Origin of the sequence: Streptomyces sp. NPDC058620, assembly GCF_042717135.1 — a bacterium.
Lineage (GTDB): Bacteria > Actinomycetota > Actinomycetes > Streptomycetales > Streptomycetaceae > Streptomyces.
The window spans coordinates 155,577-167,936 of sequence record NZ_JBHXQO010000006.1 but is presented as its reverse complement, the minus strand read 5'-3'; the positions used below and the strand labels follow the sequence as shown (position 1 = coordinate 167,936).

Here is a 12,360-nt window from a genome sequence, read left to right as displayed (position 1 = left end):
GACAACGGTGCCATTCGTTATCTAAGTGAAGGCAGGGGTCGCCGTGGAGAGCGTGCTCTCCAAAAGGGTTGAATCACCCATCTCGTTCAGTACGAGGGCCAGCGCGCCCAGCACTTCCGCCCGGCCGCCGAGGGCTCCGGGCAGCACCGACAACTGCCGTGCGGCGCTCGGAATGGCATACCGGGAGACCGAGTCGCGGATCGGTCCCAGCACCAGCTCCCCCGCCTCCGCGAGGGACCCGCCGAGCACCACCCGGCTCGGGTTCAGCAGGTTGCACAGGTTGGCGACACCGCTGCCGATGTGCCGCCCGACGTCCCCGATCACCCGACGGCAGCCCGGATCGCCCTCACGGGCCAGCTGGACCACGCGTTCCATGGTCAGATCGGCCCCGTGGCTGGGCTGGAGCAGGGGCAGGACGTACCGGGCGGCGGCGAAGGTCTCCAGGCAGCCGCGGTTGCCGCAGCGGCACACGGGGCCCGACTCGTCGAGCGTGATGTGCCCGATCTCGCCGGCCGTGCCACCGGGGCCCCGGTAGATGGAGCCGTCGATCACCAGACCGGCGCCGACACCGCTCGCGACCTTGATGTACGCGAGGTCCTTGACCCCCCGCCCGCTCCCCCAGACCAGCTCGCCCAGCGCCCCGAGGTTGGCGTCGTTGTCGACGTACACCGGCACCCCCAGGCGTCCGGCCAGTTCCTCGCTGGGGTTGATGCCCGTCCAGCCCGGCAGGATCGAGGTGGAGCCCAGCGTGCCGGACTCCACGTCGATCGGTCCGGGCACGCCGAGCCCGACACCGATCACCTTGTCCGGAGCGATCCCGGTGGCCTCGATCAGCCGGTTCACCAGCTGTTCCGCCCGGCCGAAGCCCTGCGCCGACGAGGCGTCGACGTCCAGCGGCTCGGACTCCTCGGCAAGCACCTGGTGGGCCAGGTTGCCGACGGCCACCCTGAGGTGCGTATGGCCGAAGTCCACGCCGACCACGATGCCCGCGTCGCCGCTGAGCGACACGCTGCGCGCCCTGCGGCCGCCGGCCGATGTCGGCGTGACCTCGACCGTGCCGCTGTCCTTCAGCTCGCGAACGATATTGGAGACGGTGGCCGCGGAGAGGCCAGTGCCCCTGGCGATCTCCGCCTGGGTGAGCGATCCCGCCATTCGTACGGCCCGTACGACGCGCTCAAGATTGGCCCGATGCAGAGATGTCTGCGACCCCGGAGTCTCCATCGACTCTCTCACTCCTGCCGTTTTCTCTAACATGTGAACTCTAAGCAGAGTCTTAGGGACCACCTCCCGTCAAGACCTGAGCGGGGAGGGCCTCGGTTGAGCGGGCCAGCGGGAAACGCGGAACGCCCGGGTCCCGCCGCTTGAAGCAGCTGGACCCGGGCGTTGCCGGAGCGGACGTGGCGTACTACTTCATGGCGCCCGCCGTCAGACCGGCCTGGACCTGGCGCTGGAAGATGAAGTAGACGACCAGGACGGGCAGCATGGCGATCATCATGCCCGCCATCAGTGCGCCCCAGTCGTTCTCGTAACCCTGCTGCAGGGCGATCATCGCGAGGCCCTGGGTCAGCACGTAGTCCTTCTCCTCCTGGTTCAGCACCATGGGCAGCAGGTACTGGTTCCACTGCCCGAGGAAGTTGAAGATGCCGATGCTGATCAGGCCGGGCTTGGCCATCGGCAGCATGACCTGGAAGAACGTCCGGGTGTGCGAGGCCCCGTCGATCATCGCCGCCTCGGCCACCGAGGTCGGCAGCGTCCGGAAGAACGCCGTCATGAAGAAGACGGTGAACGGCAGCGAATAGGCGATGTAGACCAGGATCATGCCCTGGTACGTGGTGAGCAGCGACCCGGTCGGGAAGTCCCGCATGACGAAGAAGAGCGGGATCACCAGCATGAAGACGGGGAAGGACATGCCCGCCACGAACAGGTAGTAGATGAAGCGGTTGCCCGGGAACTGGAAGCGGGCCAGGACGTACGCGGCCATCGAGCCCAGCACCATCGTGCCGATGACCGAACCGCCCACGACGATCACCGTGTTGATGAAGTACTGGCCCATGTTCGCCTTGTTCCAGGCGTTGGACCAGTTCTCCCAGTGAAGGGTGGTGGGCAGGCCCCACGGCTCGGTGAGGATGCCGTTACTTGTCTTGAAGGAGCTCCACAGCACCCACAGGAGCGGGACTCCCACCATCAGCGCCCAGACGACCAGCATGCCGTGGGAGAAGACGTTGAGTACGCCGCCCTCCTTGCCGCCCTTGCCGCTCTTGGCGCCCTTGGGGGAGCTCGGCTTCCTCGCGCCGGGTACGACGCCCTGCGTCGGTGTCTCGTCGGTCTTGATCGTCATCCGCCCGTACCCCTAGAACTCGATCCGCTCACGCCGCGCAAAGCGCATGGTGAGCACTGCGAACGTCATGGTCACGACGAGCATCGCGACGCCCATCGCCGAGGCGTAGCCGAACTGGCTGTCGCGGAAGGCCGTCTGGTAGAGCCTCAGCGGCATGACGTCCGTGGCGCCGTCCGGTCCGCCCATGTTCACCGACATGATCTGGACCAGGGCGAACGCGTCGAGGGCGCAGATGCCCATGTAGACCCAGCCGGTCTGGACGGTGTCCCACAGCAGCGGCAGGGTGATCCTGAAGAAGGTGTGGATGCGGTTGGCCCCGTCGAGCAGGGACGCCTCGTAGATCTCCCGCGGGATGGATGCCATCGCCGCGGAGAAGAGCACCACGTAGAAGCCGACATTGGACCAGACCATGACGGCGCTGATGCAGATGAGCGCCAGGCTCTTCTCGCCCAGCCAGGCGTTCTGCAGGCTTTCGAGACCCACCGCTCCCAGGAGGGAGTTGAGCATGCCGTCCTGGGGGTCGGGGTTGTAGATGTTGAACCAGATGACCGCGATGATCGTGATGGAGATGACCTGCGGGAAGAAGAAGATGAGCTTGTAGAACTTCGACCCCGTGACACCGCCGACCACTTCGTTCTTCTTGCGCCGGCCGCCGACGTTGAGCATGAAGGCGAAGAAGAGCCCCATGCCGAGGGTGACGACCGGGATCGCGGCCAGCATGTAGATGTTGTGACGCAGCGCGTTCCAGAAGTCCTCGCTGTGCCAGAGCCGCTCGAAGTTGTCCAGGCCGACGAACTTCGAGGTGCCGACCAGTCCCGACCAGTCGGTCATCGAGATCTGGAACGCCTGGATGAACGGTGAGATCACGAAGATCGCGTAGATGATCAGAGGCAGGGCCAGGAAGCCCGCTATGAATCGGTATTTGCCGTGTTGCATGGTGCTTCCCGGCCCTTCCCCTCGTCGGTCTTCTACTGCCAGGTGCGGAAACGGAACCGTGGACTCATGAACCGCGGTTCACGACACGCGGGCACGTCAGGCCGTGCGCTTGAACTTCTTGACCGAGCTGTCCCGTGCGACGTCGTCGCAGTACTTCTGGGTCTTCTTGATCCAGTCGGCGGCCTTCAGGTCGCCCGTGAGGAGCTGGCCCGTGAGGCCGCCGATCTTCTCGTCGGTCAGCGCCGGGTACCACTCCTGCAGCTGGAGGCTGATGAGGTTGTCACCGGCCTCGCCGAAGACCTTGCTGGCCGAGGCGAGACCCGGGGAGAGGGTCATGCCGTCGGTGGCGCCGGTGACACAGGTCAGCGACTTCACCTTGGTGGCGAAGTTCTGCGCGTGCTTCTTCGAGAGCATGATGCGCAGCAGCTCCATGCCGCCCGCCGGGTTCTTGCCCTTGCTCGGGACGATGAACGGCTCACTGGGCTCGGCGCGCAGCGAGGCGGTCGGCATCTTGTCGCCCGCACCCCCGTCGAAGAGCGCGCCGACGGCCATGCCGAAGTCCTTGGGCGTGGTCGTGGCGGCCTCGTTCTCGACCCACGAACCGTTCGGGATGAACGCGGCCTTGCCCTTGGTCCAGGCGGTCTGCGACTGGATGTGGGTCAGGCCCTGGCTGCCTTCCAGGAAGTACTTCTTGGCGGCCAGCTCCTCGTAGTGCTCGACGACGACCTTGACCGCGTCGTTCTTGGCCCAGGCGTTCGGCTCGAGGTTGTCGATCTCGATCCACCCCGGCATGCCGCCGATCTTGGCGATCTGCGCGAAGAGGTTGAAGTGGACGTAGTACGGGAACTTGCCCGCGTACGTCCAGGGCGCGATGCCCGCCTTCTTGATCTCGGCGCAGGTCGCGACCATCTCGTCGAGGGTCTTGGGGTACGCCCAGCCCTTGTCCGCCAGCAGCTTCTGGGAGTACCAGGTGCCGTAGATGGTGAAGGCGTAGTACAGGACGTCGAAGACGTCGCCGTGCATGCCCTTTTCGAGCGTGCTCGGGTGAATGGTGTCGCGGATCTTCTTGGCCGGGTCGTCCATCGACGCCGCGTCCAGAAGGACACCGAGGTCCTGCAGCTGGCCCTGGGTGGACAGCTTGTTCATGTCCAGGTGGTCGGCACCGGAGTTGTCGATGACGTCCGGCGGGTTGCCGCCGGCGAAGCGCGGGGTCAGCTTGGGGCCGACCTGCTGCGTGCCGGTGTGCTTGACCGTGGCGCCGTAGGTCGCCTTGTAGTCGGTCTCCGCGTCGATGGCGTACTGGTCGCCCAGACCGCCCTTGAAGATGAACGCCTCCAGCGGGGCGCCCTTCTTGACGCCGAGCGGGTTCTTCGCCGACTTCTGGCCCTCGGGCTTCTTGGTGCCCTTGTCTTCGGTGCCGCCACCGCCGGTGGCGCAGGCGGAGAGGAAGCTCATCGTCGGAATGGTGACCAGACCGAGTGCGGCAGACCGCTTGATCAGACTACGACGGCCAAGGCCCTCATTGTTGTGGGCGGAGGTGGATCCCATGCTCAAGTCCTCGCCTTCTTCAGGACTCAGGCGGTGTACCGGTCACCCGTCGATATCGCCTCAGGCGAAGGGCCCCGCCACCGCGGTCAGTTGCGCTTGGGTCATGCGAATTTCCGAAAACTACTGTGCAGTGGGGGTGTCGGGAGACCGTACAGCTTCGGACGCCCCAGGCGTCTCCCGCGGCCATCCCCCGTGCCCCCGAGTGCGCAGCCGCGTGAAGCGGCCGTGCAGATGCCGACAGGTATAGTCCACTTGTCGCCAACTGAGCAAGATCGAGTGCATGTTTGCACGGCAGTCTTTCCCGAGTTGAGACCTCACGGATACCTGGGCTCTCCCCGTTCGGATCGCGCCGGACCCCGCGCACCACCGCCGCGCGGTATCAATTTCCCCAAGACGGTCGAATCCGGTGCGGTTTCTCGCGCAACACCCTTGACACCACTGTCCCCTTACATCCCTACTGGACCCTGCGAATCATGAATGACAACGTTGTCTATCGCCCTTCCAGGGGAGGAATCGCTCGGGATGCTCCGGATGATCGGGATCAAGAGAGTCCATGCGGTCGCCACAAGAGTCCATACGAGAGCCCACGTGGCGGCCTTGGTGGCGGCCGCTTCGCTTCTTGTCGTGACGGCCCCTTCCGCCGCCATCGCCCGGCCCGCCGCTCCGGACCAACCGGCCAAGGGCGGACAGGAGTTCAGCACCTCGTTCGAAGCGGACGAAAGGCAGCCGGACTGGCGCAACACCGTCGAAGAGGGGTCTGACGGCAACAAAAGGTCGTCCGGCGTCGATGGCGGATTCTCCGCCGGAATACCGGGCAATGTCACCGACAAGGTGACCGACCTGCGTGCCAGCGGCGAGAACACCGGCGGCGGAGAGGTCAAGGAGAATCTCGTCGATGTCGAGTCCGGCACGAAGTGGCTGACCTTCGCACCGTCCGGATGGGTCGAATTCGACCTCGCCGAACCGGTCAAGGTCGTGACTTACGCGTTGACTTCGGCCAACGACCACGACGAGCGCGACCCCCGCGACTGGACGCTGAAGGGCTCCGCCGACGGCACCACGTGGAAGGACCTGGACACCCGGACCGGCCAGACCTTCGCCGAACGTTTCCAGACCAAGTCGTACGATTTCACGGCGGACACGGCCTACCGCCACTTCCGTCTGGAGATCACGAAGAACAACGGCGCGTCGGACGCCCTCCAGCTCGCCGACGTCCAGTTCTCCGACGGTGACACCTCCGCACCCACCCCGGACGAGATGCGCAGCCAGGCCGACCGCGGCCCGTCCGGCTCCCCCACCGCGAAGTCGGGCGCGGGGTTCAGCGGGAAGAAGGCGCTGCGCTACGCCGGTACGCACAAGCCGGACGGCCGCGCCTACTCGTACAACAAGGTCTTCGACGTCGACACGGCCGTCACGAAGGACACCGAGCTCTCCTACCTCGTCTACCCGCAGATGGGCGAGACGGACCTCGACTACCCTGCGACGCACATCGCGGTCGACCTCGCCTTCACCGACGGTACGTACCTCAGCGGACTCAAGGCGACCGACAGCCACGGCGGCGCGCTGACCCCGCAGGGCCAGGCCGACGCCAAGCGGCTGTACGTGAACCAGTGGAACAAGGTCGCCTCGCGCATCGGCACGGTGGCGGCGGGCAAGACCGTCGACCGCATCCTGGTGGCGTACGACTCCCCCAAGGGCCCGTCGAAGTTCCAGGGCTGGATCGACGACGTCAGGATCGCGCCGAAGGCCCCCGAGAAGCGCAAGGCCCACCTCGCGGACTACGCGCTGACCACGCGCGGCACCCACTCCAGTGGAGGGTTCTCGCGCGGCAACAACATACCGGCCACCGCGGTCCCCCATGGCTTCAACTTCTGGACGCCGGTGACCAACGCCGGCTCGACGAGCTGGCTGTACGACTACGCCCGGGGCAACAACGAGGACAACCTGCCCGAGATCCAGGCGTTCAGCGCCAGTCACGAGCCGAGCCCCTGGATGGGTGACCGCCAGACCTTCCAGATGATGCCGTCGGCGGCCGAGGGCACCCCGGACGCCTCGCGCTCGGCGCGGGCGCTGCCGTTCCACCACGAGAACGAGACAGCGAAGCCGCACTACTACGGTGTGACATTTGACAGCGGCCTCAAGGCCGAGATGACGCCCACCGACCACGCGGCGCGCATGCGGTTCACCTACCCCGGTGACGACGCGACCATGGTCTTCGACAACATCTCCAACGCGGGCGGGCTGACCCTCGACGCGAAGTCCGGTTCGTTCACCGGCTTCTCCGACGTGAAGAGCGGCCTCTCGACCGGAGCCACCCGGCTCTTCGTATACGGCGTATTCGACGCTCCCGTCACCGGCAGCGGCAAGCTGAGCGGCGGTGGCGGCGCCGACGTGACCGGCTACTTCCGCTTCGACGCAGGGGCGGACCGTACGGTCGGGCTGCGCCTCGCGACCTCCCTCATCAGCGTGGACCAGGCGAAGCAGAACCTCGCCGACGAGCTCCCGGAGTCGGCCTCCTTCGAGCAGATCAGGGACCGGGCGCGGAGTGCCTGGGACCGCATCCTGGGCAAGGTGGAGGTCGAGGGAGCCAATGCGGACCAGCTGACCACGCTCTACTCCAGCCTCTACCGGCTCTACCTGTACCCGAATTCGGGCTTCGAGGAGGTCGAGGGGAAGAGCAAGTACGCCAGCCCCTTCTCCCCGAAGACGGGCCCCGACACCCCGACCCGCACCGGCGCGAAGATCGTCGACGGCGAGGTGTACGTCAACAACGGCTTCTGGGACACCTACCGGACGACGTGGCCCGCCTACTCCTTCCTCACCCCGAAGAAGGCCGGCGAGATGGTGGACGGCTTCGTCCAGCAGTACAAGGACGGCGGCTGGGTCTCCCGCTGGTCGTCCCCGGGTTACGCGGACCTGATGACCGGCACCAGTTCGGACGTGGCGTTCGCCGACGCGTACGTCAAGGGCGTGAAGTTCGACGCGAAGGCGGCGTACGAGGCGGCGCTGAAGAACGCCACCGTGGTTCCGCCGTCCTCCGGCGTCGGCCGCAAGGGCATGGAGACCTCACCCTTCACCGGATACGCGAACACGTCGACGCACGAGGGGCTTTCCTGGTCGCTGGAGGGCTACCTCAACGACTACGGCATCGCGCAGATGGGCAAGGCCCTCTACAAGAAGACGAAGAACGCGCGCTACAAGGAGGAGTCCGACTACTTCCTGAACCGCGCCCGCAACTACGTCAAGCTCTTCGACGACAAGGCCGGCTTCTTCCAGGGCAGGAACGCCAAGGGCGACTGGCGGGTCCGTTCGGACCAGTACGACCCGCGGGTCTGGGGCTACGACTACACCGAGACCAACGGCTGGGGATACGCCTTCACTGCCCCGCAGGACAGCCGCGGCCTGGCCAACCTCTACGGCGGGCGTGACGGCCTCGCCGAGAAGCTGGACACGTACTTCGCCACACCGGAGACCGCGGGACCGGAGTTCGTCGGTTCGTACGGGGGCGTCATCCACGAGATGACGGAGGCCCGCGACGTACGGATGGGCATGTACGGCCACAGCAACCAGGTCGCCCACCACGCCACGTACATGTACGACGCGGCCTCGCAGCCCTGGAAGACGCAGGAGAAGGTCCGCGAGGTCCTCGGCCGCCTCTACACGGGCAGCGAGATCGGACAGGGCTACCACGGCGACGAGGACAACGGCGAGCAGTCGGCCTGGTTCCTCTTCTCCTCGCTGGGCTTCTACCCGCTGGTGATGGGCAGTGGCGAGTACGCGATCGGCTCGCCGCTCTTCACGAAGACCACGGTGCACCTGGAGAACGGCCAGGACCTCGTGGTGAAGGCCCCGAAGAACAGCGCGAAGAACATCTACGTTCAGGGCTTGAAGGTCAACGGCAAGAAGTGGAAGTCCACTTCACTGCCGCACGACCTGCTGGCCAAGGGCGGCGTGCTGGAGTTCGACATGGGTTCCAAGCCCTCCGCCTGGGGCACCGGCAAGAACGCGGCGCCGGTCTCGATCACCCAGGTCGACGAGGTGCCGAACCCGAAGGCCGACGCGCTGAAGGGCGAGGGAGCCCTCTTCGACAACACCTCGGCCACGAAGGCCACGGTCGATTCGGTGGACCTGCCGGTGGCCTCGGCCACCAAGGCACTGCAGTACACCCTGACCTCCTCCGCGGCGGACGAGGCCCCGGCCGGCTGGGTCCTCCAGGGCTCGTCGGACGGCACGACGTGGACGGACCTCGACAAGCGGTCCGCCCAGTCGTTCGCCTGGGACAAGCAGACGCGGGTGTTCTCGGTCGACCGGCCGGGCTCGTACGCGACGTACCGGCTGGTTGTCGACGGCACGGCGACGCTGGCGGAGATCGAGCTGCTCAGCCAGAAGTAGTGGGTTGAACGCTCAACTGATGTGAGGGGTGCCCCTTTCGGCGAGGTCCGCCGGGAGGGGCACCCCTCTGTTCTGGTCCGTACGCGCGGTTTCCACTCCTGCGGCATCAGCCGATCAGGGAACTTCTGACACGTTCTCGTGTCTTATCTGACTTTTACGACAATTCATGGCATCTCTTAGGCGATCAGGTGGTCAGTACGACAATCATCTCGGCTTGAAGGAGCCCTTTATGCGTATCTCCGCGTCCGTCCGCTCCCGCAGCGTCCGCACAGGCACCACGGTGGCCGCCGCTGTCGCCGTCGCCGGCGCCACCCTGGCCGGAGCACCTGCCGCCTACGCCCTCCCCGGTGACAGCGGCGACATCGACATCCGTTCGGTCAGCTGGCACTCGCGCGGCGACCGTGACGGGGTCGAGGTCTGCAAGTTCGTGCTCGTGGCGAACAACTTCGAGTCGTTCCCCTCGGTCCCCTGGACGATCACCGAGCAGCCCCCGACCACGCCCCCGGGCAACACACTGCTCGCGACCCTGCCGCTCGTGGACGGCAATGCGCGCAGCCAGGCGTATGTGCTCCCGGAGGGTACGTACAAGCTGGTGTGGATCGTCCCGGCGGGCCCGAAGCAGAAGAGCTTCAAGGTCGAGTGCCCCGAGCGCGGTCAGGACCGGGGTCAGGGTCAGGGCCAGGGCCAGGAGCAGGGCCAGGGCGGCAGCAAGCACTACAAGCCGTCCGGCGCGGTGCCCGCCGGCGGCGGCGGCGTCCCGGACATGGAGCCCATCAGCTCCGAGAGCGGCTCGAACGCCGGGACCGCCGCGGCACTGGTCGCCGGGGCGGCCGGAGTCGCGGGCCTGATCATGGTTCGCCGGTCCGCACGTCGCCGTGCCCGTGGCGAGGCGTAACGCCCGCTGCCGACGGCGACGACGACGAGGACCGACGCGCGCATGCCGTCTCACCATGACGCTGTTCGTGACGTTCTCACTGGTGACCGGCATCGTCTGGGTGTCCTCGGACTCCTCCGAGGACACCCCGTCGGTCGCCGCCGCCCGCGGCAGCGACGCCGCGGGCGGCGGGCCGGCGCCGTTCCAACGGGCGCCGCACACACCCCAGGAGAAAGTGCCCGCCTCGCACGCCCCCCTGGTCCCGTCCCGCCCCCTGAAGGTGGCCATTCCCGCCATCTTCATCGAGGCGGCGGTCACCGGCCTCGGTCTCGACACGAAGGGCCGGCTCGAGGCCCCGCCGCTGAGCAAGCCCAAGCTGACGGGCTGGTACGAGAAGGGGCCGTCACCCGGTGAGAACGGAACGGCCCTGCTCGTGGGCCACCGGGACACGAAGACCGGCCCCGCGATCTTCCTCAACCTCAACGCGCTGCGCCGGGGCGACAGGGTCAACGTGGTGCGCGCGGACCGCAGGACCGCGGTGTTCACGGTCGATGCCGTGAACACGTACACGAAGGACAAGTTCCCCGACGACAAGGTGTACGGGGCGACCGGGCGGCCCGAACTCCGGTTGCTGACCTGCGGCGGGCGCTTCGACGAGAAGGCCGGCTACTCGGCGAACGTGGTGGTCTTCGCCCACCTCACCTCGCTGAAGAAGGCGGCCTGACTCCGCCCATGGGCTCCGGCCGGTACCTCGGGGGCGAGGTACCGGCCGTCCGTACGGCCGGGGGCCCGGCGAGCAGCGCGCTCAGACCTGCACCGCCCTGAACAGCCTTTCCGGCAGGGCCATGTTGAGCGCCGTGATGACGGGCTTGCCATGTTCCTTGCCGAGCCGGGAGACCGCCCCCGTGGCGAGCTGGAACAGCTCACCGCTCGCGGGGCTCAGCCGCAGATAGCGGGCGGTGAGCACACGCAGGAAATGGGAGTGCGCCACCAGGGCGATGTCGGCGTCCCCGAGGTGCGACGCCGCTGCCGCCACCTCCGCGAGCACCCGGTCCGCCCGGGCGCCCACCTCCTGCGGGGTCTCTCCCGGGTGTTCGGCAGGTCCGGGGGCCACGCCGTCGGTCCAGAGGTTCCAGTCGGGGCGGGTGCGGCGGATATCGACCGTGGTCACACCCTCGTACGCCCCGTACTCCCACTCGTGCAGGTCGGGCGTCTCGCGGGGTGCGGGCAGCTCGGCCAGTTCGGCGGTGCGGCGGGCACGGATGTACGGACTGGTCAGGGTGAGACCGATGTGACGCTCGGCGAGCAGCGGAACGAGCGCCTTCGCCTGACGCTCCCCGAGCTCCGTCAGGGGCAGATCGGTATAACTCGTGTGCTGCCCGGAACGGGACCACTCGGTCTCTCCGTGCCGGATCAGGATCAGCTCACCCATGGTGCTTCCGCTCTCTTGTATCGGTTGCGCGGCAGTCGCAGGTGCGAGCGCGCGGGCCCACGATCGCACTTACGGACGGGCGTTGCCCGATCACCCCCTGCGGCACCCCGTTCCTGCTACGTGCCCGTGCGCCTACCGTAGGGGTCCTGCCTGCACGTTTTCCCGAGGGGGGACCTCATGCCCGACAGCTTTCCGCCGCCACCGCCGCCCCATCAGCAACAGCAGCAGCAGCCGTGGGGGACGCCGCCCGGATGGGGCGGGCCGCCGCCGCGCAAGAGTAATACCGGGCTGATCGTCGGGCTGTCCGTCGGGGGCGCGCTGCTTGTCCTGGCCCTCATGGGCGGGTTGCTGTACGTCCTGGGCAAGGCCGTTACGGACTCCGCGGGACCGCGTGCGACTCCGTCGGCCGAGGCGATGCCCGACCAGGAACGGTCGGTCACGCCCACACCGACGCCCGCCGGCACGGACGCGGAGGAGGACGTCCGGATCGCCGGGTGCGCGGTGGACTCGCTGACCTCGTGGCCGGCCGCCCGGATGGAGATAGTGAACGGCTCCGGGAGCGCGGCGGACTACTACGTGACCGTGGGGTTCGTGGACAGGGACGGCGCCCGGGTGGCGGACGGGATCGTCGGGGTGGTCGGTCTCGCGCCGGGCCAGACCGCGAAGAAGGAGGCGCAGGGGCTCGACGCGGCCCCGAGCGACATGAAGTGCCGGATCACCGAGGTGCGGCGCACCCCGTCGGTCGGCTGACCCTCTCCGCAAGCACCGGCACAGACCGGGGCACCGGAACAGACCGAAGGGCCGCACCCCGTACGACGGGGTGCGGCCCTCAGTGGTGTG

At 67.4% G+C, this 12,360-nt stretch carries 9 protein-coding genes; 4 read left to right on the top strand and 5 right to left on the bottom strand.

Annotated features, from left to right (window positions below; all coding sequences use genetic code 11):
- Nucleotides 1-21 precede the first annotated feature (21 nt).
- The 4 genes from ACFWSK_RS09550 to ngcE all read right to left on the bottom strand — a co-directional run bounded on the left by ACFWSK_RS09550 (nucleotide 22) and on the right by ngcE (nucleotide 4,822).
- Entirely contained in the window at nucleotides 22-1,221 is a 1,200-nt protein-coding gene (locus tag ACFWSK_RS09550) for an ROK family protein (RefSeq protein ID WP_383783297.1), read from the bottom strand.
- A 184-nt stretch (nucleotides 1,222-1,405) separates the two neighbouring features.
- Nucleotides 1,406-2,332, bottom strand: a complete 927-nt coding sequence (locus ACFWSK_RS09545) for a carbohydrate ABC transporter permease (protein ID WP_383783350.1) — start codon at nucleotides 2,330-2,332, stop codon at nucleotides 1,406-1,408.
- An 18-nt stretch (nucleotides 2,333-2,350) separates the two neighbouring features.
- Entirely contained in the window at nucleotides 2,351-3,274 is a 924-nt protein-coding gene (locus ACFWSK_RS09540; RefSeq protein WP_383783296.1) for a carbohydrate ABC transporter permease, read from the bottom strand.
- A gap of 96 nt (nucleotides 3,275-3,370) precedes the next feature.
- On the bottom strand, nucleotides 3,371-4,822 hold the full coding sequence (ngcE, locus tag ACFWSK_RS09535; RefSeq protein WP_383783295.1) for an N-acetylglucosamine/diacetylchitobiose ABC transporter substrate-binding protein: 1,452 nt from the start codon (nucleotides 4,820-4,822) through the stop codon (nucleotides 3,371-3,373).
- A gap of 531 nt (nucleotides 4,823-5,353) precedes the next feature.
- Between ngcE and ACFWSK_RS09530 the strand changes: the two genes are divergently transcribed.
- The 3 genes from ACFWSK_RS09530 to ACFWSK_RS09520 all read left to right on the top strand — a co-directional run bounded on the left by ACFWSK_RS09530 (nucleotide 5,354) and on the right by ACFWSK_RS09520 (nucleotide 10,812).
- Nucleotides 5,354-9,214, top strand: a complete 3,861-nt coding sequence (locus tag ACFWSK_RS09530) for a GH92 family glycosyl hydrolase (protein ID WP_383783349.1) — start codon at nucleotides 5,354-5,356, stop codon at nucleotides 9,212-9,214.
- A 229-nt stretch (nucleotides 9,215-9,443) separates the two neighbouring features.
- The gene (locus ACFWSK_RS09525; RefSeq protein WP_383783294.1) at nucleotides 9,444-10,109 is read left to right on the top strand and encodes a hypothetical protein; all 666 of its coding nucleotides are present in this window, start codon (nucleotides 9,444-9,446) and stop codon (nucleotides 10,107-10,109) included.
- 55 nt (nucleotides 10,110-10,164) lie between these two features.
- Nucleotides 10,165-10,812 carry a class F sortase gene (locus tag ACFWSK_RS09520; protein WP_383783293.1) on the top strand — a complete coding sequence of 216 codons (648 nt, stop codon included), beginning with the start codon at nucleotides 10,165-10,167 and terminating at the stop codon, nucleotides 10,810-10,812.
- Between the two features lie 81 nt (nucleotides 10,813-10,893).
- Here ACFWSK_RS09520 and ACFWSK_RS09515 read toward each other — a convergent pair whose 3' ends face one another.
- Nucleotides 10,894-11,520, bottom strand: coding sequence for a histidine phosphatase family protein (locus tag ACFWSK_RS09515; protein ID WP_383783292.1), 627 nt, complete (start codon nucleotides 11,518-11,520; stop codon nucleotides 10,894-10,896).
- A 177-nt stretch (nucleotides 11,521-11,697) separates the two neighbouring features.
- On the opposite strand from ACFWSK_RS09515, the gene ACFWSK_RS09510 reads away from it, so the two are divergent.
- Nucleotides 11,698-12,270, top strand: coding sequence for a hypothetical protein (locus ACFWSK_RS09510; RefSeq protein WP_383783291.1), 573 nt, complete (start codon nucleotides 11,698-11,700; stop codon nucleotides 12,268-12,270).
- The last annotated feature ends 90 nt before the right edge of the window (nucleotides 12,271-12,360 follow it).

Excerpts from the sequence above, each read along its gene's own strand:
- ACFWSK_RS09550 (WP_383783297.1), bottom strand. The coding sequence starts at position 1,221 with ATGGAGACTCCGGGGTCGCAGACATCTCTGCATCGGGCCAATCTTGAG.
- ACFWSK_RS09540 (WP_383783296.1), bottom strand. The coding sequence starts at position 3,274 with ATGCAACACGGCAAATACCGATTCATAGCGGGCTTCCTGGCCCTGCCT.
- ngcE (WP_383783295.1), bottom strand. The coding sequence starts at position 4,822 with ATGGGATCCACCTCCGCCCACAACAATGAGGGCCTTGGCCGTCGTAGT.
- ACFWSK_RS09530 (WP_383783349.1), top strand. The coding sequence starts at position 5,354 with ATGATCGGGATCAAGAGAGTCCATGCGGTCGCCACAAGAGTCCATACG.
- ACFWSK_RS09525 (WP_383783294.1), top strand. The coding sequence starts at position 9,444 with ATGCGTATCTCCGCGTCCGTCCGCTCCCGCAGCGTCCGCACAGGCACC.
- ACFWSK_RS09520 (WP_383783293.1), top strand. The coding sequence starts at position 10,165 with ATGACGCTGTTCGTGACGTTCTCACTGGTGACCGGCATCGTCTGGGTG.
- ACFWSK_RS09515 (WP_383783292.1), bottom strand. The coding sequence starts at position 11,520 with ATGGGTGAGCTGATCCTGATCCGGCACGGAGAGACCGAGTGGTCCCGT.
- ACFWSK_RS09510 (WP_383783291.1), top strand. The coding sequence starts at position 11,698 with ATGCCCGACAGCTTTCCGCCGCCACCGCCGCCCCATCAGCAACAGCAG.